General features: G+C 44.1%; 26 protein-coding genes. 10 read left to right on the top strand and 16 right to left on the bottom strand.

Features of this window, described 5'->3' with window-relative positions; genetic code table 11:
- Nucleotides 1-83: 83 nt before the first annotated feature.
- Nucleotides 84-509, top strand: a complete 426-nt coding sequence (locus B3N33_RS02895; RefSeq protein ID WP_214060448.1) for a hypothetical protein — start codon at nucleotides 84-86, stop codon at nucleotides 507-509.
- Between the two features lie 46 nt (nucleotides 510-555).
- Here B3N33_RS02895 and B3N33_RS02890 read toward each other — a convergent pair whose 3' ends face one another.
- The 10 genes from B3N33_RS02890 to B3N33_RS02845 all read right to left on the bottom strand — a co-directional run bounded on the left by B3N33_RS02890 (nucleotide 556) and on the right by B3N33_RS02845 (nucleotide 11,135).
- Nucleotides 556-1,584, bottom strand: coding sequence for a M42 family metallopeptidase (locus B3N33_RS02890; protein ID WP_292588418.1), 1,029 nt, complete (start codon nucleotides 1,582-1,584; stop codon nucleotides 556-558).
- Nucleotides 1,585-1,600: 16 nt separating this feature from the next.
- Nucleotides 1,601-2,557, bottom strand: a complete 957-nt coding sequence (locus B3N33_RS02885; protein WP_292592140.1) for a SufB/SufD family protein — start codon at nucleotides 2,555-2,557, stop codon at nucleotides 1,601-1,603.
- Nucleotides 2,550-3,287, bottom strand: coding sequence for an ATP-binding cassette domain-containing protein (locus B3N33_RS02880; protein ID WP_292588422.1), 738 nt, complete (start codon nucleotides 3,285-3,287; stop codon nucleotides 2,550-2,552). The genes B3N33_RS02885 and B3N33_RS02880 overlap by 8 nt, the downstream gene beginning before the upstream one ends.
- 101 nt (nucleotides 3,288-3,388) lie before the next feature.
- Nucleotides 3,389-6,139: an O-antigen ligase family protein gene (locus tag B3N33_RS02875; protein WP_292592138.1), complete on the bottom strand. Its 2,751-nt coding sequence runs from the start codon at nucleotides 6,137-6,139 to the stop codon at nucleotides 3,389-3,391.
- Nucleotides 6,140-6,211: 72 nt separating this feature from the next.
- Nucleotides 6,212-6,601: a secondary thiamine-phosphate synthase enzyme YjbQ gene (locus B3N33_RS02870; protein WP_214061199.1), complete on the bottom strand. Its 390-nt coding sequence runs from the start codon at nucleotides 6,599-6,601 to the stop codon at nucleotides 6,212-6,214.
- A gap of 5 nt (nucleotides 6,602-6,606) precedes the next feature.
- Nucleotides 6,607-6,882: a cell division topological specificity factor MinE gene (locus B3N33_RS02865; protein ID WP_006491911.1), complete on the bottom strand. Its 276-nt coding sequence runs from the start codon at nucleotides 6,880-6,882 to the stop codon at nucleotides 6,607-6,609.
- 16 nt (nucleotides 6,883-6,898) lie between these two features.
- Nucleotides 6,899-7,711 (bottom strand): septum site-determining protein MinD, encoded by an 813-nt coding sequence (gene minD / locus B3N33_RS02860; protein ID WP_099830633.1) that lies wholly within the window; start codon nucleotides 7,709-7,711, stop codon nucleotides 6,899-6,901.
- Between the two features lie 76 nt (nucleotides 7,712-7,787).
- Nucleotides 7,788-8,966: a class I SAM-dependent rRNA methyltransferase gene (locus B3N33_RS02855; RefSeq protein WP_292592135.1), complete on the bottom strand. Its 1,179-nt coding sequence runs from the start codon at nucleotides 8,964-8,966 to the stop codon at nucleotides 7,788-7,790.
- Entirely contained in the window at nucleotides 8,963-10,063 is a 1,101-nt protein-coding gene (locus B3N33_RS02850; RefSeq protein ID WP_292592133.1) for an iron-containing alcohol dehydrogenase family protein, read from the bottom strand. The genes B3N33_RS02855 and B3N33_RS02850 overlap by 4 nt, the downstream gene beginning before the upstream one ends.
- Before the next feature lie 4 nt (nucleotides 10,064-10,067).
- The gene (locus B3N33_RS02845) at nucleotides 10,068-11,135 is read right to left on the bottom strand and encodes a polysaccharide pyruvyl transferase family protein (RefSeq protein ID WP_214061185.1); all 1,068 of its coding nucleotides are present in this window, start codon (nucleotides 11,133-11,135) and stop codon (nucleotides 10,068-10,070) included.
- Nucleotides 11,136-11,233: 98 nt separating this feature from the next.
- On the opposite strand from B3N33_RS02845, the gene B3N33_RS02840 reads away from it, so the two are divergent.
- Nucleotides 11,234-12,595 (top strand): ComEC/Rec2 family competence protein, encoded by a 1,362-nt coding sequence (locus B3N33_RS02840; protein ID WP_292592131.1) that lies wholly within the window; start codon nucleotides 11,234-11,236, stop codon nucleotides 12,593-12,595.
- On the opposite strand, the gene B3N33_RS02835 is transcribed toward B3N33_RS02840, so the two are convergent.
- The 4 genes from B3N33_RS02835 to B3N33_RS02820 form a co-directional block, all read right to left on the bottom strand.
- Entirely contained in the window at nucleotides 12,526-12,993 is a 468-nt protein-coding gene (locus B3N33_RS02835) for a Fur family transcriptional regulator (protein ID WP_292588440.1), read from the bottom strand. The two genes, B3N33_RS02840 and B3N33_RS02835, sit on opposite strands and share 70 nt — an antisense overlap.
- A gap of 28 nt (nucleotides 12,994-13,021) precedes the next feature.
- Nucleotides 13,022-14,050, bottom strand: coding sequence for a transcription termination factor NusA (gene nusA, locus B3N33_RS02830; RefSeq protein ID WP_214079309.1), 1,029 nt, complete (start codon nucleotides 14,048-14,050; stop codon nucleotides 13,022-13,024).
- Nucleotides 14,051-14,071: 21 nt separating this feature from the next.
- A complete protein-coding gene (gene rimP / locus B3N33_RS02825) occupies nucleotides 14,072-14,530 on the bottom strand; it encodes a ribosome maturation factor RimP (protein WP_292592129.1) in 459 nt (152 codons plus the stop codon).
- A 106-nt stretch (nucleotides 14,531-14,636) separates the two neighbouring features.
- Complete coding sequence (locus tag B3N33_RS02820; protein ID WP_292588444.1) at nucleotides 14,637-15,773, bottom strand: ABC transporter permease; 1,137 nt, start codon at nucleotides 15,771-15,773, stop codon at nucleotides 14,637-14,639.
- Between the two features lie 241 nt (nucleotides 15,774-16,014).
- On the opposite strand from B3N33_RS02820, the gene B3N33_RS02815 reads away from it, so the two are divergent.
- Together B3N33_RS02815 and B3N33_RS02810 are read left to right on the top strand one after the other, a co-directional pair.
- A complete protein-coding gene (locus B3N33_RS02815; RefSeq protein ID WP_214061189.1) occupies nucleotides 16,015-17,349 on the top strand; it encodes a hypothetical protein in 1,335 nt (444 codons plus the stop codon).
- Between the two features lie 110 nt (nucleotides 17,350-17,459).
- The gene (locus B3N33_RS02810) at nucleotides 17,460-17,684 is read left to right on the top strand and encodes a S4 domain-containing protein (RefSeq protein ID WP_103133904.1); all 225 of its coding nucleotides are present in this window, start codon (nucleotides 17,460-17,462) and stop codon (nucleotides 17,682-17,684) included.
- Here the strand turns inward: B3N33_RS02810 and B3N33_RS02805 are convergent.
- Nucleotides 17,674-18,402 carry a biotin--[acetyl-CoA-carboxylase] ligase gene (locus B3N33_RS02805; protein ID WP_292588448.1) on the bottom strand — a complete coding sequence of 243 codons (729 nt, stop codon included), beginning with the start codon at nucleotides 18,400-18,402 and terminating at the stop codon, nucleotides 17,674-17,676. The two genes, B3N33_RS02810 and B3N33_RS02805, sit on opposite strands and share 11 nt — an antisense overlap.
- A gap of 48 nt (nucleotides 18,403-18,450) precedes the next feature.
- Nucleotides 18,451-19,251: a 3-methyl-2-oxobutanoate hydroxymethyltransferase gene (gene panB, locus B3N33_RS02800; RefSeq protein WP_214061190.1), complete on the bottom strand. Its 801-nt coding sequence runs from the start codon at nucleotides 19,249-19,251 to the stop codon at nucleotides 18,451-18,453.
- Nucleotides 19,252-19,476: 225 nt separating this feature from the next.
- Between panB and B3N33_RS02795 the strand changes: the two genes are divergently transcribed.
- The 6 genes from B3N33_RS02795 to B3N33_RS02770 are packed head-to-tail and all read left to right on the top strand — an operon-like array spanning nucleotide 19,477 to nucleotide 24,911.
- Entirely contained in the window at nucleotides 19,477-20,562 is a 1,086-nt protein-coding gene (locus B3N33_RS02795) for an FtsW/RodA/SpoVE family cell cycle protein (RefSeq protein ID WP_214061191.1), read from the top strand.
- 22 nt (nucleotides 20,563-20,584) lie between these two features.
- Complete coding sequence (gene ftcD, locus B3N33_RS02790; RefSeq protein ID WP_214061192.1) at nucleotides 20,585-21,499, top strand: glutamate formimidoyltransferase; 915 nt, start codon at nucleotides 20,585-20,587, stop codon at nucleotides 21,497-21,499.
- Nucleotides 21,500-21,501: 2 nt separating this feature from the next.
- Nucleotides 21,502-22,713, top strand: coding sequence for an imidazolonepropionase (hutI, locus tag B3N33_RS02785; RefSeq protein ID WP_214061193.1), 1,212 nt, complete (start codon nucleotides 21,502-21,504; stop codon nucleotides 22,711-22,713).
- Nucleotides 22,710-23,177, top strand: coding sequence for a 23S rRNA (pseudouridine(1915)-N(3))-methyltransferase RlmH (locus B3N33_RS02780; protein WP_214061194.1), 468 nt, complete (start codon nucleotides 22,710-22,712; stop codon nucleotides 23,175-23,177). Before hutI ends, B3N33_RS02780 begins: the two co-directional genes overlap by 4 nt.
- A 20-nt stretch (nucleotides 23,178-23,197) precedes the next feature.
- Nucleotides 23,198-24,565, top strand: a complete 1,368-nt coding sequence (locus tag B3N33_RS02775; protein ID WP_214061195.1) for a hemolysin family protein — start codon at nucleotides 23,198-23,200, stop codon at nucleotides 24,563-24,565.
- Nucleotides 24,519-24,911, top strand: coding sequence for a cytidine deaminase (locus B3N33_RS02770; protein WP_214061196.1), 393 nt, complete (start codon nucleotides 24,519-24,521; stop codon nucleotides 24,909-24,911). Before B3N33_RS02775 ends, B3N33_RS02770 begins: the two co-directional genes overlap by 47 nt.
- The last annotated feature ends 1 nt before the right edge of the window (nucleotide 24,912 follow it).

Genomic DNA, 24,912 nt, shown 5'->3' with positions numbered 1-24,912 from the left:
AAGCAAAACATGAGCTTAACTATAGTCGGCTTTCTAAGTAGTAAAATCGTTATGAGAAACCATTGAAAGGAGCTGAACAATAAATGCAGATTTCACTTGATCAATTCTTGGGTGCGATAATGTCCAGAGTAGATAATCTTGAGGCAACCATAGATGATCTGAGACTCAGAACAAACATCGCTATGCGTTTGGTAAAGTCGGCCGTTCCTCAGCTAACGAAAGATGATGTTGAGAGGGCAGTAAGTGAAGAGCTGGAGGTAACGAAAGAAGCAGGAATGATGGAAGAAAACGACGAAATAGAGGCGATTTCTGAGAAGCTTACAGATAGTATCTATGGGTGGCTTGAAGGGGACGTATCTGAACTCAGAGAGAAAATGGATGCCTACAGAAAGAAGCTTCAGGAAGCTATGGAAGCTGAGAAGAGCAAAGTAATCGATGTCGCTCCTGCCGGTTTTGTTAACCAGCTTGGTCAGGAGATAGGTAACAAGAAGGGCAAGATAATTTTCTAGAACCATGGTTGCGGAGAGCTAGTAATGACTGAGGCGCTTTTGCGCCTCAGTTTTCAATATATCCTTTAAGAAGCTTCAAAGTATTTTCGAGCGCTCTGTAATGAGTCCTTTCGTATCCATGAGAGGCTTCAACTCCGGGACCGACTAGTCCAAACCTGACATCGTATCCGGCTCTCAGAGATGCTTCCACATCAGATCCATAAAAGGGATAGATGTCTACTGAGTATTCGGCTTTCACTTTCTTTGCAGTTTCGATCAATCCCTTAACGATTGAGTGATCGTAAGGTCCACCCGAATCCTTAGCACATATCGAGACCACAAATTCATCGGTCTTCAGAGTATCGCCTATCGCTCCCATATCAACAGAGATTATCTCTTCGCAATCATCTGGCATCGCAGCCGATGCGCCATGTCCTACTTCTTCATAGTTCGAGAAAAACAAGTAAGTTTTTCTTCCGCAGATCGCTTCGCCAGAAGAGACTTTCTTTGCTAACTCTAGAAGGATTGCTGCGCTTGCTTTGTCATCAAGATGTCTTGACTTCACAAAACCACTATCGGTAACCATCACTCTAGGATCAAATGAAACGAAATCCCCTGCTTCAATACCAAGGTTTTTAAGATCTTCTTCGCTTCTTACCAATTCGTCTACCCGGATTTCCATATTTGATATCTTGCGTTCAAGAGTCCTTGCGTTTTCAAAGACATGAACGGAAGGTGATATGGACTGGATTGTTCCCGTGAAGGATTTTCCAGTTTTCGTGTGAATTACGCAGTTCTCGTTTTCAATGCTATTCATTGTGAATCCGCCAACGTTGGTTATCTCTAACCGGCCATTCGGCTTCAGGGATTTAACCATAGCCCCAAGCGTGTCAACGTGTGCAGCCAACACCAGAGGTCTTCCTTTGCCGCCGAGCTCTGCCACCAGAGCTCCCTTTCTTGTTCTTCGCGGACTGAACCCCAATTCCTGCAGTTCAGACTCAAGATAGCCAACAACGGTGTTGGTGAATCCGGATGGACTTGGTATGTTGGCTAGATCGACTAGTTTCTTCACAATGTACATCTCGCTGTATTTCAAGTAACTCCCTCCACTTCTATCTGAGCATACCTTTGACAATCATATCAGTGGCTTCTTCCTCGCTCAACCCTTTTGACATCAAGGTTTCCATCTGCTTGACATTTACTCTGCCAATAGAGGCTTCGTGTGTCAGTTCGGCCTTCTCGTTTTTTACATACAACTCAGGCATAGTACCTACTTCTACAGAATCGCCCTTAATGATTTCGTTGCACTCAATATGGCCTCTCGAATATGGTGCGTTTCCATAGGCTTTGTTGATGATTTTCGCCTTACTTCTGTCTGTGGCAAAAACAGTAGTTTTTGCAATTCCGGATGAGCCTTCGCCATTCAGATGGAGCTCTTCATCAATTTCGAGATAATCGTCTTCACGCTCATATACTTTTGATTCGATATGCGCTGTAGAATTCTTCTCAAGATTGACGTTCATCTTTACAAAGAGCTTTCCTACTCTAGTCTTGGTAAGATAGAACATATTCTGGAATCTGCCACCTTTTCTAACGACTGTATTGTAGGTTGCCCTAACCGTTACTCCGCCGTCCTTGCTGTGCATGTGAGTGTCTTCGTAGAACATCTCAGCGTTTTCTCCAACATCGGTGTCGGCAACCATCGAGTGCGTGAAATTCACTCCGCTCGGGAATACGCAGTGTGATATGAATTTCGCCCGGGCTCGACTTCCAAGACGGTTGTGAATAAGCACTTCCTGTGTTCCTTCAGGTTTCAGATAACCTGTGCATAGGTGAATAGGGTTTTCGATAACAACGTCATCTTCAATATCGAGCCAGATTTCCACTCCGTTATCCAATTCTTTTGCTCTAACACGGACACCTTCGACCGTATTCCTTCCGATCACTTTGTTCCCGCTCACTATAATAGAGACGATGTCTTTACGCAGAAAATCAGAGACGTTGCCACCTGATTTTTCGTACTCTTTTGCGATAGCAGTGAATTCCCTCTCAAAACTTGATTCAATCATTGGCAAGACCGCCTTCTATAATCGGTTCATTTATGTGCTGACAAGTGTCACAGAGTTTCCTGTAGAAGCTGACAATCTCTTCTGGCTCGCCGGAGGCAATTATTCTTCCCCCACAGAGAAGATATGCTTCATCTGCCATTCGCGCAATCTCTTCACGATGAGTGATGATTATTACTACCGAACCCTTATCCCGCAGTCTTTCAAGAACTTGTTCAATCATCTCCATGGACATAATGTCAATGCCTGAGTCTGGTTCGTCAAGAATCGTTACTCTAGGATTTACCAGAATTATCGAGGCGAGTTCCACTCTCTTTCTCTCCCCTCCACTGAGTGACTCATCGACAAGTCTATCTAGATATTCCTTGTTGAGTCCCACAATTGATAGGGTCTCATCAAGTTCTTCTCTCGAGAGTCTTAGTTTTCCGCCGAGCGTCAGATACTCTTTCACTGTAAGTCCTTTGAACCTGGCCGGTTCCTGCCAACTCAGAGAAATTCCCTTCTTTGCCCTGTCAGATACTGATAGAGTGTCGATTTCTTCGCCATCTAGAAGTATCTTTCCTTCGTAGTCGTTGTGAGATTCTAGCCCCATCAGCACATATGATAGAGTTGATTTTCCTACACCGTTGTTTCCAAGAATCGCGTAAACACGTCCTTTTTCAAAGGAAGCAGTGAGACTGTTCAGAATGTTTCGTTCATCTCGGATTAACTTGACCTCTTTAACTTCCAGCATTTATATACCTCCATCTTCTTCAACACTATCATAAGTCCGATCAATAACGTCAGCAATACCCGAAGTATTACCTGTGTAACACCCAGGTGACGTTTAACGGGTTACCAAAGTGAATAAAGCTGAAGGAACTTCTCGATTTCGTTTAGGGCTGATTCGGCCTTCTCAAGTGCTATTCCTGAGAACTGTTCTTCTTCCATCTCTCTCATAATTAGGGATGAAGTTTCCTCGCTCCAGAAATATACTTCTTCGTAAAGATTGTCGAACCATTCTCTTGAAACGTAATCCTTTAGAGGAGTTAGCTGGCCAATGCTGCCTAATGGGACGACTCGATTCGTTGCTTTCATCGTATTCCAGGCAAAGACCTCTCTCTCTGCTATCTCTTGAACCTTATCCAGTCCATCGAGACCGTAGAGAAGAAGTACGTTTCTTGAATACTCGCCGTAGACGTTGTTGCTTCCCTTCAACCATCCACCAGGGTTGTATTCGATGGCGGTTTCGTAGAGTGTCTCGAGATGCCCTCTCTTAGATTTTGGAAGCTTTCTGATCGAATCTACTAGAGAGGTTAGAGAGCCGCTGTCTGCAACAAAACCTTCGAGTTTCTCCAGTTCTTCTGAGACTCTCTCGGCAGCAGCCATCGCGCGGAAAAGCAAGCTTGCCACATTTCTCACTACCTGAAGATCGGGAGATATCTTTGTGGACCTCAGAAGAGCATCTATCGCATCCAGAGTCACTTGATAGTCGATAAGCAGATTGATATCCAAGACCTCTAGCAGAGCAGAAACATCGGTAGCCGTAAGGTCTGCTCGCAACAAACCGGGTAACTCTCTAAGGTATGAGTGATCGATTTCCAACTCGCTGAGCATACCTCCCGGCGATGTGTCTTCGTTAAGCCAGGTCGAGAAGACATCTTCTCTGGCGAATATCTCTGTGAAGGCATCGGCTAATGCATTGCCCGACATATTGAGCTTTAGACGGAAATCTTCCTTTCTCTGAGCAGTCAAATACATGTATCCTATGTAAGCCTCTGACAAATATTGGCCTCTGGAAATCTCTCTAGATGTCGACAGATTACGCATCGCGGAGTAGAAACTGTTTGACGAGTCCTGCCTCGCCCTTAGAAGCGCTGAAGAAGCAGATCGTAGCTTAGAATCCAGCGCGGATAACGTTGACGCAAAGGCATTTTCTCGTTCTTCAGAAGCCATATGTTGAAGCAACTCTGAGGGTGCCTCAGGATAAGTCTTCTGCAATTCAATCAATCTATCGGGAATATAGTCATCATGTTGAAGATAGGAGTACCTTCCCTCATAGTCCTCAAGATTCTCGATTTCCCTCTTGATACTTCCGATCGAGTTTACTAACTCTGGAATCTGCGGGTTTATGCTTTCAATTCTTCTGTAGTCAATGTAGCCTTTTGTGAAAAGGCCTTCCGCGAAAAACGTTCTACTCATCAGAACTGATGTACTCAGCGCGAATACAACCAGCAGTAGCGGAAGTACCTTTGACATAGGAACAGTGACTCCCTTCGCTTCGGAAAACTCAGGGCTCATGATGAATCCAAAAAGGAAGACAGCTAGTAATGCGTTTGGCATTAGATGACCAGGAAAGGAAAGTACTGAATGAACGAATATTACCAGTAACCCGGCTTCGAGAAAGAGATACTTTGTGACCTTCTCGACAGAGGAGGAACTCTTCACCACCCCGACAGTGTAGAAAAGCATTGCAACTATGAAGGTCATAATTAGGACGATTCCGATTATTCCTGTTTCACTCATCTGCTGAAGATACTCGTTGTGGGTTCGGATGCTGTTCAGACCTGCAACATACATGTACTCTGGCTCTTCAGTCAGTACCTTTCCCATGTTCTCCGTAGAAAGATACTTGTATGATCCGAAGCCTGTACCCAGAAAGGCTGAACTCTCCCACTGTTTGATAGCTGCTTTCCACTGAAGAATTCTGACGTCGACGGAAACGTAGTCGTCAGTGGTATACGTTAACCTCTCAGAGAAGCTGAAACGACCGCTTGTCAAAGGGTTGTCTCCAGAGTAGACGATCATAATTACTATCGTGGAGATAATAAGAAGAATGACAAATAGCCTGCTAAATACAGAAATGAAGGATCTGAGTTTGAACCTCAGAATTGAGAAAATCAAGAAGACTACTAGAAAGACTATCGATATTATTACTGAATAATAGACTGCTCTTGTTTGGCCTATCACTATTACTATCAAGAAAAGTGAGAAGAGTGAAAGGTAGAAGTAGTGCCGAATCTTCTCGTGCTTCCAGATCTTCTTCTTGGAAACGGTTAGAAAAGCAGCTGGAAATAGCAACATTGCCATTAGGTCGGTCGTGAAGTTCACGTTTCCTATAACGGATGAGAGATTTCCTCTTGTGAACGGATCGTTCTCAGTCCCCCAAAGCAAGCCATATCCCGTGTAGAATGAAAATACGGCATCAAAGGCTATGATAAGCCCCGCAAACAGGAAAAGTTGGAGAATAGTCAGTAGAGTTTCCTGTTTCTCTGCCGAGATGAGCAATGAAAAGAGGAGAAAGAGAAGCAGATTCATTGCAAAACCGAGTGAAGTAAGAAAGACGTTTGGCAGCGTGTTCAGAAGTTGGAAGGTAGTCAGACACGCATGGAATCCAAACAACAATGAAAGCAGCTGCGGAAGCGTTACTCTGACACTGCAGGGATTTCTCACAGCTTTCAATGAGAAAGAGACTATGAAGATCGCTATTGAGACCGATGCAAAATAGAACTTAGGTATGCCCATGTCCCAGGTGAAGCCCTTGATTGCGAAGAGCGAAGATCCGAAAACTAGAACAGCAAGAAACAAGAATCTTCCTTTGCGCATTGTGTCCCCTCCCCACAGTCTTCTCTCAGAGCCCCAATTACTGTAAGTGACGAAGACTCATGAGAGAAATTGCTACTCCACTATCGTAACGATTACCTCACGGCTCCTAGGACCGTCAAATTCGCAGAAATAAACGCACTGCCATGTTCCCAGCGCGAGTGAATTGTCTCTGAAAGGTATTGTAACTGAAGAACCAACCAAGGAAGCCTTAATATGTGCATCAGAATTCCCTTCGCGGTGTCTGAATCTATCACTTTTTGGAATGCTTTTTCCCATCCATTCTAAGATGTCCTGAACAACATCTGGATCGGAATTCTCGTTGATTGTTACTCCTGCCGTGGTATGCGGAACAAAGACATTAACAATACCGTGTGAGACCCTCGACTCTCTAACTGACTCAACTATGAAATCGGTAATATCTATCAGCTGATTTCTAAGGCTTGTTTTTACAGCATATCTCATAAGAATCAATGGAAGACCACGTTTGTAATAATTACCACGTATCCGTTGTGCTCTTCAAGCTGAACTTTGACGTTTTCTTCCTTAACCTTATACTTATCGGCAACGTAAGTCTTTATCTGGTGTACCATATCCTTACCGCTATTCTGGAGGATATCTTGAGGGATCACTTCTCTCACCGGTACTGAATACCTCCTGCCACCAGTTATGGAATCAAGTCTATCCTTTGCTTCTTTTCTGCTTCCTTCGGTTTTCTTCTTCTTCCTGAAAAGTCCAAAGAACATACACTTCAACTCCCTCTTAGTCTCTTCTGAAGATGCGCTTAAGGAATTCAAGGAATCCTTTCGATCCTTGCTCAAGGATATCCCGTTCAACGGGGATCGGTTCTCCCTTCATCCTCAAAGCAATGTTCTCGAAGACCTTTCCGATTCCTTCTCCATTTCCGTTCAGGATAACCGGTACACCCTTGTTTGTTGCTATGATCACCTCGTCACTATCTGGAATAATCCCGATCAGGTCGATTGCGAGGTTACTTTGAATATCCTCTCTTGTAAGCATATCACCACGTTTGACCATCTGGACTTTGAAACGGTTTATCACGAGTCTGATATTCGCCTCCTGCATCCCGGAGTTCTCCAGAAGTCCGATGACCCTATCAGCGTCAGTAATGGCTGGAAGTTCGGGAGTAGTAACAATCAAAGCTTTTTCAGCTGCAGCTATGGCGTTCCTGAATCCTCTCTCTATTCCTGCAGGTGAGTCCACAATGACATAGTCAAACTTCGGATACAGCTCACTAATCATTTTCTTCATATCTTCGGGGGAAAGCATTTCTTTCGTTGCAATTTGTGAGGCCGCGAGTAGATAAAGTCCCTTGATTTGCTTATGCCTCACTAGCGCTTCAGAAGCAGTTACCTTACCATTTGCAACATCTAGAATTGTATGCACAACTCTATTCTCAAGACCCAATGTGATGTCCAGATTCTTGAGACCTATGTCTGCGTCAATAAGGCAAACCTTCGCCCCTGAATTGGCAAGAGCACAACCAATATTGGCCGTGATTGTTGTCTTGCCGACTCCCCCTTTTCCGGAAGTCACAACGTATACTTTGGCCATTTCTATCTACCTCCAGCCGTTAGACTTTTCTGAATTATAGCATTACATTAATACTTCAGCAGTAACTGCCCGATTTTCAGTAATTTATCAGTTCAAAGATGTGAAATAGACAGAACTTAAGATACTTGGTCTCGAATATCGAAGTAACCTCTGGATGATCCAGTGATTGTCCACCCCTGAAAGCTACTAGACCCAATTTCTTACAATCGTGAAAAGCATCATTGATCGTTCTCATCCAATCTTCTTCCGAAACGATCTGTGTGCAAGAAGAAGAAGCAATCAATGCCCCGTCGTTTAAACTCTTGATTACTCTCAGGTTCAGTTCTTTGTAGCCCCTGAGAGCGTTCTTCTTGGAAGATGGAGATTTCGCCATTGCCGGAGGGTCTATTACTGCAAGACCAAAGTCTGAAAGACTGTTCTCTCTCAAGTAATCAAAAGCATTTGTCTTGATGAACTCACACTTATCAGAGAACCTGTTTATCTCTGCTACTTCCTTTGCGACGGAAAGCGCACGCTCAGAGGAATCGACCAGAATCGCACTTCGTGCTCCTTTGTTTATGCAATGAAAGGAGAAATTACCTGTGTAAGAAAAAACGTCGAGTACTCTTCGACCGGTGGCGTAGTCTGATAAGCGCTTTGCGTTTTCTCTCTGATCGAGAAAAAAACCGGTCTTCTGCCCTTTTGTGTCTGCAAGAAAGCTGATTCCGTTTAAGCTGAATGGCAGAAGCTCCGGCCCGTTGCCGTACAACCATCCTTCTTTAGCTTCCAGGCCCTCCTTTGCAAGGGAGGTTCCTTCGCTCTTTTCGAAAATCCCCTTTGGTTTCAAAACGAGGATCAAGGCTTCGATGATTTCCTTCTTCATTAGCTGGATGCCAAGAGTATTGAATTGAACTACGAGCCAATCGGAGAATCTATCAACTATCAATCCTGGTAGACCATCCGCCTCGCCGAATACGATTCTCAAGGCGTCACTATCTTCTAGAAGTAGAGACTTCAGTTGTATTGCTCTTCGGATTTTTCCTGAAAAAAAGTCTGTATCGAGTTTGCAGTTCCTTCTTGTAATGAATCTTACTCTTATCGTGGAACCGGAATTGTAGTAACCCTTTCCCAAGAATTGCCCAGAATACGTAAACACGTCCACTATGCAACCATCATCGAGCGGGTCGTGTTTTTCGATTTCGTTGTCGTAGACCCACGGATGGCCAAAAGCTACCCTCCTCTTGATTTCTTTCTTGAGGAACACTCTGGGGCTCAATCGCTTATTATCCTCTTGTAAAGATTAACGAAGAATTGCTTGTCGAAGTCACCCGGCGTCTTTTTCAGATGAGATGCTTTAGAGGTCTGATCGGACCATTTCTCAATCTCTTCTTCAGAGAGCTGTAATGAGACTCTTCCTACACCAAACTCCTGTAAGAAGGCGTTAAGCTCATCTAGATCAGTGAAAGGTTCTATTGCACCGCTTATTCTATTCGGGTCGGTTTTGGCTATTCTTTCGAATATCCCAATCAACATGAGTGCATTTGCCATTCCATGCTTTATGCCTTTGAAGGATGAGAGAGGATAACCTGCGGCATGAACTGCGGTCGTTCCCGTGTGGGCAATAACAATCCCGGCAAGTGTCGCGGCGAACTGTATCCGCTCTCGGGAAGAGACATCATTTTCATTCTTCAAGACTTCACGGAGTGATTGCTTTATAATCTTCGTTGCTTCCTTCGAAAGCATCTTCACCAGGGGGTTCTGTCCCTTGTTGACTGCTTCGCCTTCTATAGAATGAGATAAGGCATCAAGTGCAGTTGAAATTGTTACATCCACGGGCATTGTTACAGTGTATCTCGCATCCAAGAAAGAGATTCTAGGAAATGTTGAAGGCATGCCAAAGCCCTTTTTCGAACCTTCCGGATCGGTTAAAATCGAGTACTGTGTAACTTCACTTCCGGTCCCAGACGTGGTGGGGACTGTGACTATTGGAAATGCAGGAAGATCCTTTCCTTCGAATAGATCTCTGCAGCTGCAGTTGCCATTCTTCCCAACTACTGAGATAGCCTTGGCAGCATCTAGCGGACTGCCGCCACCGATTGCCAACACGAAATCGCACGCGCTATTTGAGAGCATTTTTCCGCCCTTCTCAATTGTTGAGAAGGAGGGATTCTCTTCCACTTCATCAAATAATGTGCTTGGAATATCCAACGCGTCAAGCACTTCCTGCACATCGTCAAGTGCCCCGCTCTTTATTGCTGAAGACCTTCCAGTGACTATGAAAGCATTAGTTCCGATCTCTCTGAAAAGCTCATTATTATGACTTATTGTTTTAGTCCCCGAGAAGACCCTAGTTGGCAGGAAATATTTCCACATTCAATCACCTTCTATAGATCAACTTAATCAATACTTCTTTTGATTCGGTTGCCGTTTTCTCAAGTTGAGACCAGTATTCGTCTTTGAGATTAACAGGCTCTTTCAGAGAACTGTTGATGGCTAGACTCAAGCTCTCGCAGCTTCCTTCAAAGGAGAGTTCGCAATCCTTGTTAAGAGATCTCACAAATCTATCGAGTTTCGTGTTCTTCTTCCACACAAATGGAACTCCTAATGAGATAGCAAGAATTGCTCCGTGAAGACGCTCAGTAATTATCAGTTCTGCATTGTTGAAGATTCTTATCATGCCTTCGAGGTCTTCGGGAGGCTTTCTAACTTTGAATCCATTTGATCTGGCCTTAGATTCGAGCTCACTTCTCTTTTCTTCGTCATGATGATTGTGAAAACCCACAGCGCACACTTCAGTCAGATTGTTCAGCCTCAGCGAATTGAGGACGTCATCAACACTTGTTCCATTCTTCAATACAATTACCGCAAGACCACTTTCGGTTGTTCGTTTTTCCGGAATTATTCCCTTTTTCTGCAAATAGTAGGGGCCGTAGTCAGTACCTGAGATAACTCTCTTCGAGATAGAAGAGAAATATTTGTAGCTGACTAAGTCTCTCATTACACCAAAGGTAAGAGGATTATTCAGTAGCTTATTTAGAGCCTTTCTGTTGATCTGTCTGTTCAACGGTCCAAAACCTTGAGAGAGAAGAAGCAGAGGTTTCCCCCTGTTAAGGGTATGCCTGGCAATCTCATAATAGTAAAGGAAGCTCCTCCAACTAGTCTGGTCCTGTAGGAGATTTCCCCCTCCGAAGATGGTGACAATTGAGTGCCTAATTGAGTTTGTGATCTCACCAATACTAAAGCGACTAACCAATCTGATATCGAGTTTCGAAGGGAATCTATGAGTTATTTGCTCTATGTGAGAAGATGCGGGCAAGTATATTGGCCCTTCAAACCCTATCTCATCAATTAGGGATAGTGATGAAAGCAATAGTAGATCGTCGCCAAGGTTATTATATCCATAGTAACCCACCAGCGTCAGCCCGCCAAAAGAAAACTGTCTCACCTCAAAACCTCCAGGAACATTCAACGATAATATTCTATCACATGTGAATCATCGAACACGCTGTTCACAAAGCGTTGCAAGGGATGTACAATCTATTTATGCTAGGTGGACTTCTGAAAAGGAAAACCTCTTTCCCGTTTCTATACTATCTCCTTGCAACGATGCTTGGGGAGCTGTTGGTATTTGCACTTGACTGGACGGCAGGTGCATGGATACCACTTATCCTTATATCGACAGCCGTCATTCTTCTTTCTTCCAGATGGGTCAGCCCTTTCATTTGGCTCATGTTCTTTGTGGTCGGTTGCCTCGGGCAGTCTCTAACGTTGAAGACACTTGATCCTGGAAAAGTAGAATATGTGGGATACATATCCAGAGGCGGAACGGGAAACGTTGAGGCAAGCATGGGAAGAGTGCTTGTTGAGGGAAAGTGGATGAATCTTCCCGTCGCTGTAAACATAAGGCTTTCCGACAGAAAAGCTGCAGCTTTTGCGGGCCAGATAATCTGGACAGCGGGAACTCTTACAAGGCAAGAATCATTTCCTCTTTTCAAGATCGAATCGAATATTGAGGCCTGTGTCGAGAGGCTAGAGGTCTTCTCTTATCCTGGAAAGTATGTTACTGAGTTACTTTCGAGGTACAAACTAAATGATACGATTGCTGCAGCCGTCTTCACCGGCGATAGAAGCCACATTGATTTTGAGACCAGGGAGAGGATTTCTAATCTTGGAGTTGCGCATTTGTTTGCGGTTTCTGGTTTGCACATCGGTCTTATGTATTTGCTGGTCCATTCCGCTCTCTCTTTTCTCATGTTAGGTAGGAAAACGAAGCTGATACTTTCTATTGTCTTGCTCTTCTTCTATACCTTATCTACTGGTCCAGCGATATCTGCTACCAGAACATTCTTGATGTTACTGTGTTATTCACTACTGAAGATCATTGATTATCGACAGCACCCGCTTAATATTCTGGGATTTTCCGGAATTATTATTGTTATGGCACAACCATCTATTGTTGCGTCAATTTCATTCCAGCTGAGTTTCTTTGCAACAGCTGCGCTTCTAATCTTCTTGCCTGCAATCGAGAATAAGAATCTGCTGAGTCAGACATTGCTTGTTGGAGCGATCGCTCAGACGGCTATCATCCCGCTTTCTCTCAGTACATTTGGCACGTTGTCTCTAGCAGGAATACCGTTAACCGTAGTAATGGTTCCAGTCTTCGTTGTGCCTTCGTATCTTGGAATGATTTTCATCTTGGTAGCAGATCTTGTTGGCCTGCAAATAGTAGGCAGTTTTATTGCTGGTAGTCTCAGAGCCATGTCCTCGTTACTTGGTGAAGTCACTAGTGTAATTGGGGGAGTCATCCCGGCGATACGCTTTGAACCTCTTACTGCCTATCTATTATCGTTGCTGTCACTTTTCTTATTCTTCACTTTGCTCTGGCATTCTGGACACAAACCGTAGAATTTAAGCTGATGATCGTCTATACTATATCCTGTTCTTGACTTCACTAGCTCTTCAAGTTCTTCGAGATTGTCAAGGTGAAACTCGACAACGGAACCGCAGTTGCTGCAGATTATGTGGTGATGATGATGCTCTCCCCTTTTCACCGGTTCGTACCTTACAATTCCATCTTCGAAAACAATCTTCCTTAGAAGGCCTATCTCTACGAGCAACTCAATGGTTCTATAAACGGTTGCTTTGCTTATCCCGAATTTCTTGCTCTGAATCTTGTGATAGACTTCGTCGGCGCTTAAGTGATCTGTCTCAGCTTCAAAGAAGAATCTTAGCACGTACTCTCTTTGAGCTGTCATTCTCTGGTTTCTTCTCTTAAGTTCGGCCCTTAGTTGGTCTTTCTTCATAATCAGTCACCGTCCGTTCCAGACTGAGTTACATTATGGGCTTTATGTCGATCTTCCAGCCTGTCAGTTTTGCGGCAAGTCTCGCGTTCTGCCCGCCTTTTCCAATTGCTAGAGATAATTGTGTTGGAGAAACGTAAACCACCGCCTCGTGGGTTTCTACATTCACAATTTTCACTTCTAAAGCGGAGGCTGGTGCAATCGAATTGCCGATTAGTTCGGCCGGAACATTGCTCCATCTTAGGATATCGACCTTTTCGGGTTTTATCTCGCGAAGAACCTCGGCAATTCTTGCACCGCTTTCCCCTATGCAGGCTCCTACGGGATCAACCTTGGTATTATCGCTGAAGACAGCTACCTTAGACCGGACCCCTTCCTCTCGAGCTATTGCTTTGACTGTCACATCTCCGCTTTCGATCTCTGGAACCTGAAGTCTGAGCAGCTCGATGACGAATTCAGGTGTACGTCTCGTCACAAGCAAACGAGGACCTCTTGCAGATCTCGCAACATCCACAACAAAGACCTTCATCAGAGAGTTCAGCCTCGGCTGTTCTCCAGGAATTAGTTCCTTTGTGGGAATCCTGGTCTCTAACTTTCCTATTCGAAGGTCAACCCATTCGGAAGTGACTCTCAATATCTCAGAAGTGGTTGCTGTGCCTTTCATATCTACATACTTATCGAACAGGTTTTCTTTTTCCTTTTCACGGATCTTCTGAATTAGCACCTGCCTAGCTGTCTGTGCAGCGATTCTCTTGAACTTCTTGATATTCAACTTTCTCTCAATTGCGGTGCCTATCTCAGCGGCAGAGTTTACCTTGAGAGCTTCTTCCAGAGTTACTTCCAAAGAAGGATTCTCTACTGTATCAACAACAACAAGTCTTTCGAAAACCTCAATGTCACCTGTGAGTCTGTCTATTCTCACATCGACATCGCTTTCCGAAGCAAAATTCTTCTTGTAGGCACTTTGCAGCGCTTTCTCAAGTATATCAATGACCTCTTCTTTTTCGATACTCTTTTCGTCCTGCAGTTGGTCAAGGGCTTCCAAGAGATTGAGATTCATATGAACACCTCACCATCCAAATCATAGTTTTAGGTTAGCACGCTTAACATTTGAAAAGTGGAATGCTATCTCTTTACCGTTCTCAGAGCTCTCGACAGTAACAACTTCACCTTGGCACGAGACGATCTTTCCAATCACAACTGAAATCCCTTCAACGGGTTCCTTGAGTATAATCTTTGCCTTCTCTCCAGTGAATCTGACATAATCATCAAGATCTCTTAATGCACGTTCAAGCCCCGGGGATTCGACTACCAGATCATAAGAGAAGGGAACGAGGTCCGCTGAATCAAGTGCTCTATCAAACTCGGCCGAAAACGATTCACAGTCGCTTATTGAGATATATCCGTCCAGCTTATCGATCGTGACTTTCACCAGTCTCTTCTTTCCTCTTCTTGAGAGACCTAAGTCATAGATCGAATACCCCAGGTTGTTTGCGACTTCATTTGCCAGTGCGAGCAACTCTTTCTTCAGGTCCTCCACAAACAACACCACCATAATAAAAAATAGAGGGCAAAACAAGCCCTCTCCCTTTGGGAGCATTTCAACTAAAGCAATTATAACTCTTTTGTCAGCAGCAGTCAACGACCTAATCTGCTAGTGATATGTCCTCTCTCCTTACCACAATTCCGCCAAGAAGAACTATTATAACTGCCAGTGAGAAATTCAGAACGGAAGGAACAATCACCTTGGAGAGACTGAAATCTAGCATCGAGATGCCTTGAAGCGCTACGAGAAGAGATGTTACGGGAAGGTTTTTACTGAAGATCTCAAGCCATTCGGGGAACATTGAATGAGGTATCAGGATTCCACTGAGAATTAGCACGGTCGTAACAATAGAAACAGATGTAAGCTGCGCACTCCTAGCAGAATTGAAAATCGTGCCGATCAGAATCCCTATGGATGTGAAAAGGACAATGAATACCTCAATTACCGCTATGTAGAGAAAGAGATTAGAGGCTATCTGGAGCCCAAAAAGGCTTCCAGCAGTTATGAATATCAGAACCTGTATTGTGGAAAAAACCGTGAAACTCAAAACCTTGGCTCCTGTATACTCTATTGCTCCAACGTTTGAAAGCCGTAGAAGGTCAATCACTCCACTTCTGCGATCCTCGAAGATTCCCGTTGCGGCTCCGACTGTTGAAACAAACATTATCGTCGTAACCAGGACTATTGGAAAGAGAAGGGAAGAGAAACTGAGTCTTGATTCGGTTATCCCTTCGACGGAGAGAGAGGGTGCCACATAATTCGGGTCGATATCCACTGTTTTCATGAATTCTGGATCTGCAACAACGGGGAGAGCTTTGAATTCTCTCAATACGTTGCTCATCACTTGATAGATTGCAACCGCAGTCTGCATCGAACCGGGATTGGGAATGAAGATTAGCTCCGACGGTTCCTGAAAAAGGAGATTGTTTGCAAATCCCCTTGGAATAACAAAGACACCATCTAGATCATCGATTACGGAGTCGATTTCACTCCTGCTTGAAAGCTGGACGATATTTTCGCCTTTAAGCATTGATGTAGCGTACTGTACGAAAAAAAGCCCTACAAATGTCTTGTCTTCATTTACAATACCTATCCTCAAGTTTGAGTAACCTCCCGTATCGGAAGTTATGGAAGAGATTGATGCAAGAACTACCGGCAGCAATACCAGCATCAGAAGAAAAGCTCTTGACTTGAAAATGAGAAGAAGATCATTTTGGACAAGCTTCAGAAACCTCAAGCAACGCTCCTCTCTTTCTAGGTCTTGGCACCAAATCACGTTTGACAACAATCATTATACTATATACCAATTAGAATCATTAGCTCAAGACCTTCTTTTGCCAATTACTACACTCATAGTTTGGAAGTCACAACGAGGATGGCAGTCACACCTACACAACTATCTAGTGGTAGAATCACACCAGGAACAGTTCAGGCTGTTCAGTCGTCTAAAATCAGAGTACGATCTTGGAGGTGAATAAATGAAGAAATTGACGGTGCTTGTTTTACTTGTTGTCGGAGCACTATCACTAGCTAGTGTTGATTCCATGGCTGAGAGACTGCCAGTGTCGTCACAGAGCGTCCTGGTAGTAGAGCACTTAAATGATAATTACAAAGTTTCGAAGCAAACAGTTCTATTTGATATGGTGCTCAATCAGCTGGCCATAGAACAGCTGATTGCTCAGTACGTTGAGATGCTGGCATATAATAATGGTCTTGATCCGAAGGATATTTTTAGGGCTTTCGATGGAGATTTTGGGCTGGCCGCATGGGTGGATTCAGAGGGCTTAGATCGCGTGATAGCAATCCTTGGCCCGATATCAAACCCCAGAACTGTGAAGACGGCAATTGAGAAATTGCTTCCACAGTTGCTGCCTTCTGATATCAAACTGAGTATTGCCGTGGATCAAGAGTACCTTTACATTGGCGACATCGAGGCATATTCGATGGTTGGAAAGGGATACAACCTCTCTCTGGTTAAGTCTGATCTCTCGCCGGGTTTCGGCTATTTCTACGTGGATATGGGAGGCACTATTCAGAAGGGCTCTGTTTGGAATGAGGAGGGGATATTGATTGCAGAGGCATTGTCTATTCCTCTTTTTGAAGAAAGCAGAGAGAGGTTTCATGTTGCTCTAGAAGGAGCCTCTGTTGACGATCTTGAAGTTACGCGCCACCTCCCACTTGTTTCTGGATTTGCAAGGATTGACGATCTTTCCTTTCTATCGGAACTTGAATTTGTCGGTCTCGGCTTGGTTCCTCTAGAGTTGGAAGCTCTCAGAATAGGTAATGTGAGCTTCGTAGATTTCTCAAAAGATATGACAGGCGAGATTATGATCGATGCAAATATCTCGGTTGACGATATCTTCTCAAGCCTTATGGGAACGCAGGGGACTGCTTCCGATGACTCTGAATCAGTTGGATATTCTTATGTAGTTAGGGCAGGGTACAAAGGATCAATAGATGATGCTAGATCTATGATTGAAAAGACTGATCCCGATCTGCAAGTATTGGTTTCAGGCGACGTTCTCATTGTTGAGGGCCAGTACATTTGGATTCAGGATGGTTGGTTGTACGTTTCTTCGAAGAATGAAATCAGAACCAACGAAGAGCTTCAAAATGGAGTGGTAGTCTCGGAACTGAAAACATACAACAAACTCCTCGGGTTCGTAGGTTCTGATGGGTTTGCGCGTCTCTTTATTGATTCCGGCTACATATTGACCGGGCTTATGGGATTGGAGATTGAGAGCGGAGTGCTTATAAATAGCGAGTTCATCGAAGATATGAGTGTAATCAGAAGCCTTGTGGTAATCAAGTAAAAAAAAGAGCCCCTGCACTTAGCGGAGTGGCGGGGGCAAGAACATCTCGTTGACATAATTATACCTTTTTGAAGATAGATAGTCAAGCGTATACTTATAGGAGATTTGATTTGCGCCTGGATAAATTTCTTAAGGTTAATGGAATAATAAAGCGAAGAGTAATTGCAAAAGAAGCGATTGATAAGGGCTATGTTGAAAGGAACAATGTTCCGGCGAAACCATCTTCCGAACTAAAACCCGGAGATGTCGTTTCAATAAGCTTTTCGAATAGGACTCTTGTAGTAAGAGTCACAGAAGAATTTCTTTCAGAAGTGATTAGGGAAACTAGAGAATAAGCTCGCCGGACTTGATATCAAGGATCTCCCCGTCTTCTCGTTCGATCTGTAACGATGATGGGTTGATCCTCTTTATTATACCTGTCACTTTCTCCTCTTTGTGTAGGGATACAGTTATTTCGTCTCCCTCGGAAAAAGCAAGGTGTTTCTTCCAACGTCTCGTCAAGTATTTGTTCTTCCCTCTGATGATGTATCGCTTCCTCAGAAGTTCAATCCTTTTGTTGAGCTTGCCAAGAAGCAATTCTAGGGATATGTAGGTTCCTTTCACCGAGTTAAGAGATGTGGCAATCTTCTTCAATTCAGCGGGGATCTCGTTGTTCACGTTTATGCCTATGCCAACCACGATACCATTGAGCGAGTTCCCGGTGAAGACAGCTTCAGTTAATACGCCAGCAACTTTCTTGTTGCTAATGAGGATATCGTTGGGCCATTTTATTCTGACAGACTTGAAGTCCAGCTGCAATAGAGTCTCGACTATAGCAACAGAGACGGTCTTTGTGTATTCATTTGGCTCTTTGATTAGCGTTGGCTTGAATACAACGGAGAACCACAATCCACCTTTACCTGAATACCAGGCTCTTCCATGTCTACCATAACCCTCTGTTTGAGAAAGTGACCATATGACCGAGCCAGAAGGCAGCCTGTCCAGGTTATCAATAGCGAATCGATTTGTCGAATCGATTTCAGAGAAAGAAACTACATTCTCTCCTACCATCATGTCAACACTTCATCTTTTCCGCATCATCAAGCCTGGAACCGCCGCCCTTCAAACCTCTTCAACACCCTCAAATGCGTTTTCCTCATCGGGGAACATTCCCGACTTCACTTCTTCGTCAAACCTTGAAAGAGCAGCAATGATATCTGTTTTCAGGTTAGCGTATCTCTTTATGTACTTAGGTTTCGACTCGTCGTTTATGCCGAGAAGATCATGCAATCTAAGAAACTGTCCATTGCAGTAACGCCCTGAACCCAAGCCGAATGTTGGTACTGACGTGTCCTCAGTCAGCCTCCTGGCAACGTCTTCAACAACCATTTCCAGAAGAATCGCAAAGACGCCTGCTTCTTCGAGATCATTCACAGATTCAATAAGCCTCTTGATGCTTCTTTCATCTCTTCCCTGTATGTGGTACTCCCCATCCAAGCTGGCGTGTTCAGGAGTTATTCCAATATGTCCCATAACAGGTAATCCTCTATCAACTAGATACTTGATCAGGTCTGCAGTTTCGTAACCTCCCTCAATCTTTACAGCGTTGGCGCCGTGCCTTAGAAAGGCAATAACATTTTCAACTGCCTTCTCTCTTGAACATTGATAGGATCCAAAAGGCATATCGGCAACAATAAACCCCTGCTTTGAGCCCCTGCGGGCAGATTTAAGAGACCAGATCATTTCGTCCATTGTTACCGATAATGTATCTCTTTTGCCCATAACCATAGTTCCGAGGGAGTCTCCTACAAGGATTAAATCAACACCGGCCTGTTCTGCGAATTTGGCTTCAAAGTAACTGTATGCGGAAACCATGGATAGCTTTCTTTGATCCTTTGATTCAATGATTTCTCTTACATTCATAATCAACCTCACGTCCTTCAAAAATCGAATTTGCCTGTCTCGGGTTCTAATACTCAATATCTCGCTCTTTTTGAAAAATTGACCCTAACAATGAGATTATACATTTTTGCCTACCTCCAGAGCAAAGCAATCTGAGACGACGTGACCACTGTCGGCGAATCAACATCTAGAATCTCAAGTAGAATAATTAAGATATATAATTGTTTCGGGCGAGAGGAGAGCATAATGAGGAGAAGAGCAGAGTTTTTACTTCCAATATTTATGATTTCTATAATGGTGTTTGGCCTCATCGTGTTGTTTAGCGCAACTTTTGGTGAGAGAGAGGAGTATCTGTTCGGAAGGCAATTAGTTTGGGTGCTGCTTTCTTGTGCTGTCTTCGTTTTCACGGCGTATGTGATTAAGAGAAACTTTTGGAAGAGTATGTCTATTGTCTTGATTTTTGCTTCAGTGGTCACTTTGGTCGCAGTTCTCTATTTGGGTTCTGGAGAAGGTTCAAGAAGATGGATAGACCTGGGCATCGCCAGTTTTCAGCCATCCGAGCTGGCCAAATTCTCTCTGATACTTTTCTTGGGGTTCATCTATTCTAGGGAAGCGAAAAACAAATACGGCCTTTTCTCTCTTGGTGTTCTCTCTGCCGCCATCTTTGCAGGTCTGATTTATCTGGAACCCGATCTCGGTTCGACCATCATAATTGTAGTAATCTGGTACTTTGTTACTCTCATCAGCAAGAGATTTGATAAACTGATGATTGCGATGACTGCTTTGATTGCTTTCGTTGTTCCAGTTGTCTTTATGTTCGGGCTCAAGCCATATCAAAGGGATAGGCTCCTCAGCTTCCTGAATCCAGAAGAATATGCGTCAGGTGCCGCCTATAATACTATTCAGGCAATCAGAGCAATTGGTTCTGGAGGTCTTAAAGGTACCGGAATGCTTCAGGGTACTATGAACAGACTTGGATACGTTCCAGCAGATCACACAGATTTCATTTTCTCGGTTCTGGGGGAGGAATGGGGTTTCATAGGCTCCGTTTCGCTTATAGTGTTGTATTCTTTGCTCTTATGGAGAATCTGGTCGATTACCAGAAAAACCACAAGTGAGTTTGGTAGAATAGTTCTAAGCGGGATATTCGCTGTTTTTGCCTTTCACGTGGTAGAGAATATCGGAATGAATCTGGGGCTTCTGCCAGTCACGGGCATCCCTTTGCCATTTGTAAGTTACGGCGGATCGTCATCGATGATATTTGCGCTACAGTTGGGTATTGTCCAAAGTTACACAGGTAAAGAGGTAGAGTACGATAGAGAACATGAATAGCAGTTTGTTTGAGGAGGTACAGATGAGACTCATTGAATCAGTGCCAAATTTCAGTGAAGGAAGAAGGCTGGATGTGGTCGAGCAGATTGTCGAAGAGTCCAGTAAGGTAAAGAATGTATGGGTTTTAGATTATTCAAGTGATGCTGATCACAATCGTTCTGTCGTTACGATTGCCGGTGAACCCGAAGCAGTTGAAACTGCTCTGTTCAATATGACTCTTAAAGCAAAAGAACTGATCGATCTAAGAAACCATTCTGGTGAACATCCGAGGATGGGGGCAACTGATGTTATTCCTCTCGTTCCTGTTATGAATACGACAAAGGAGGAATGCGTGGCTCTCTCCAAGAAACTGGGAAAGAGAATTGGTGACGAGCTACAGATTCCAGTCTACCTGTATGAAGACTCCGCGACTTGTTCGGAGCGTGTAAGTCTCTCAAACATAAGAAAAGGAGAGTTCGAAAACTTTGCTTCGAAGATCGCTGACGAACAGTGGAAACCTGATTTTGGTCCTTCAGAGATTCATCCTTCTGCCGGTGTTGTGGCGGTAGGTTGTAGAGAGTATCTTATCGCTTTCAACGTGAATTTGGGAACTGACAAAATCGAGATCGCAAATAAGATCGCGAAGTCAATCAGACATATAAGCGGAGGATTTCGGTATGTGAAGGCGCTTGGCTTCAGACTAGAGGACAGGAATATGGTTCAGATCTCGATGAACATGACCAATTACAAAAAGACTCCTCTATTCAGGGTATTCGAAGTGATAAGGTTGGAAGCTGAAAGGTACGGAGTTCCGATTGTAGGATCTGAAATAGTAGGACTTACTCCACTTCAGGCACTTGTTGATGTTGCTGATCATTATCTTAGGCTCGAGAGATTTTCCAGCTCCTCAATTCTTGAGAAGAAGGTGCTGGATTTCATTGCAGACAAGGATAGTTAGAGATGTTGGTTGATTTGGCAATTGTCGACGTCTTGCAGACTGCTTCACCTCCAGAATTGGGGCCGTTAAGGGGCAAGAAAATGTCCTCTCTTGAAATCAAACGCGGTGTGAACATTGCAATCGAGGGAGGCAAGATTACTTATGTCGGTAGCGAATTTGTGAAGGCGAACGAGTATGTTGATGGCAGCCAGCTGGTGGTTATTCCCGGATTTGTCGATTGTCATACCCACATCCCGTTTGTCGGCAGTAGAAGTGATGAGTTCATAATGCGGCTTTCTGGGAAGAGTTATATGGACATAATGAATGCAGGAGGGGGTATCAGGTCAACCGTAAGAGAAGTAAGAAGCGCTCCTGCTTCCAGAATTGTGGCCGAGTCAATGGGATACCTTGACGCGATGCTTTCTCTTGGAGTTACTACTATTGAGGGCAAAAGCGGTTACGGTCTCGACAGGGATAACGAACTCAAGCAGCTGAAGGTTCTTAAGACATTGAATTCCATTCACCCAATGGACATTATTCCCACTTTTCTGGGTGCCCATGCATTGACAGAGGAGTATCGATCTGAAGAGGAATTTCTGGATTCGATGGCAGACATGTTCTCTGAACTTGGAGAATACACCGATACGGTTGACGTTTTCTGCGAGAAGGGTGTGTTCAACGAAATGCAGTCGCGAAAGTATTTGAGTAAGGCGAAAAAAATGGGGTTCAAGACGAAACTCCATGCGGATGAACTTTCATCATCAGGAGGCGGAAGGTTAGCGGTTGAGCTTGGAGCCACCTCCGCCGATCACTTGATCTCCGCAGACAATGAGACATTAGAACTCCTGGCGAAGAGCGATACAGTTTGCACTCTTCTGCCTGGAACATCTTTCTTCCTTAATGAGGATTTTGCACGAGGTCGCGAATTGATAGATAGGGGAGCTATAGTTGCATTAGCCTCAGACTTCAATCCCGGTTCCTGCAACATCTATAACCCTTTCTTAATAATATTCTTGGCGGTTTCGCGTTGTGGTCTTTCCGTAGAAGAAGCGATAAATGCTTACACTGTGAATAGCGCATACGCTTTGCGTCTTGAGAGTAGAAAGGGTAGAGTAGAGGAAGGATACGATGCCGATTTGCTGCTTCTGAAGGTGAAGGATTACAGTGAAATCGTCTACAATTTCTCTAGAGATCTCGTAAAGGGAGTAATCAAGAGCGGAAAGAAAGTAAGATGAATATCAGGATTTTTGCAACGGGGAAGCCAAAGTCGGGTTTTGTTGTTGAGGGTATCGACCAGTATAGAAAATGGCTCAGCAGCTTTGGTAAAGTTGATATTGAGTATCTCCCTCTAGGAGGCAACACCTCCAGGAACAAGGAGATTGTCAAAGAGAGAGAAGGCAAGAGGTATTTGAAAATTGCCGACTCGAGCGACAAGATACTCCTTCTTGACGAACTAGGAGAACATCGCTCATCGGAAGAGTTTGCACGAATGCTTGAAAAATGGCAAAATATAGGAGTAAGCAGCCCGACTTTCTTCATTGGGGGACCCTTGGGTTTTAGTGAAGAGGTTCTATCGAAGGGCTGGCAACAGCTGTCCTTGTCAAGAATGACATTTACGCATGAAATGGCCGTTCTAATTCTTTTGGAGCAGCTTTTCAGGGCACATACTATTCTTGACAACAGACCGTATCATTATTGATTTGGAGGTGCAAATAAGAAGTGGAAGACCCTACTAGTAGCGGGGACCCTGTTTCGCTTATACTGAATCTGGCACTGCTTGGCTTCCTTCTCTATCTTTCGGGCATCTTCTCTGGAACTGAAACGGCTCTCATGTCGATGAGCAAATTGAAGCTACGTGATCTCATGGATGACAAAGAAAAGCGGTTCAGCAAGTCTGTTAGGTATTTCGTAGAGAACCCTAATTCTGTTCTTACGGCTATACTTGTCATGAACAATGTTGTGAACATACTATCTTCATCACTCGCAACCTTGCTTGCACTGCAGCTCCTTCCGAGCAACTCCGCAGGGATTGCCGCAGCGCTTGTTACGGGAGTTATGACATTCTTAATACTTGTGTTTGGAGAGATCACTCCGAAGATCTTTGCAAGAGAAAACTCTGAAAGACTCTTTAGAAAAATGATAACGGTAATTTCCGTAATCACGATGATTCTGAAACCTCTTTTGTGGCTTCTGTTACGCATCTCGAATTTCTTCATAGTCTTCATTGGAGGTAAGAAAGCCGATTTTGCTCCCTTCATAACCGAAGACGAGATCAGGTCGGCCGTCGATGCCGGCCATGAAGAAGGGGTTCTTCAGTCGGAAGAGAGAATGATTATGAAAAGGACGCTCGAATTGAAGGACATCTCGGTGAAGGAGATTATGACTCCAAGGGTGGAAATCGTTGCACTTGAAGAGGAAAAGCCGCTAATTGACCTAATGGAATTAGTAGAATCGGAAGGCTATTCTCGCTATCCTATTTACAGAGAAAACATTGATAGAATTGTCGGAGTTTGCTACGCGAAAGATCTGCTAAATTTCATACTCGATAGGAAGGATAACGATGTCCTGCATAGCATTAGTGTCGAGGAAATTATGAGAGCCCCGTATTTCGTGCCCGAGACGAAGAAAGTCGATGATCTGTTAAGAGAATTCAGAGAGAAGAAGAATCATCTCGCGGTAGTTATCGATGAGTATGGCGGGACAGCAGGGATAATAACAATGGAAGATGTAATTGAAGAGCTTACCGGTGAGATCCTGGATGAGTATGACGAAGAGTCCGAAGAGATTATGATAGAGAGGCTAGGAGAAGGCGAGTTCATTGTTGACGGAATGACACCAATAAATGATATCGAGAGAGAACTTGAGCACCATTTTCCAGATACTGAGTTTGAGACAATAGGAGGCTATCTTCTGGAAGTACTTGAAAGGTTTCCGGAAGTCGGAGAGAAGATAATTGTTAATGGCTTTACTTTTGAGATCCTCGCTGCCGGAAAGAATAAAGTTGAGAAGATCAGGCTCATTGTTGACAGGAGGAAGGTTGATGAAAGACAGATCAGAGGAGATAATGCTAATTCAGAAAGCTATTGAGGCAAAGGATAGATCCTATTCGCCATATTCAGGGTTTCCTGTTGGTGCGGCCTTGCTTACTGAGGAAGGCGAAGTGTTCGTTGGAACCAATGTAGAAAACAGTTCTTATGGACTTTCCATCTGTGCCGAAAGATCTGCGATTGTTTCGGCTGTCTCACAGGGTTACAGGAAGTTCAGGAGTATTGCAATAGTTAGTAACAGAAAGGAACCGACTTCTCCGTGCGGGGCCTGCAGACAGTTCATGGCAGAATTTGGCAATTTCGAAGTGATTCTAGTGGGCGATGGAATAACCAAGAGAACTACTTCCTATGAGCTCCTGCCACTGCATTTTGAGATGGAGAAGTAAG

It is taken from the genome of Mesotoga sp. UBA5825 (assembly GCF_002432955.1).
Classification (GTDB): domain Bacteria; phylum Thermotogota; class Thermotogae; order Petrotogales; family Kosmotogaceae; genus Mesotoga.
Note: the sequence above shows the minus strand (reverse complement) of the source record. Positions and strands in the feature narration are given on the sequence as shown.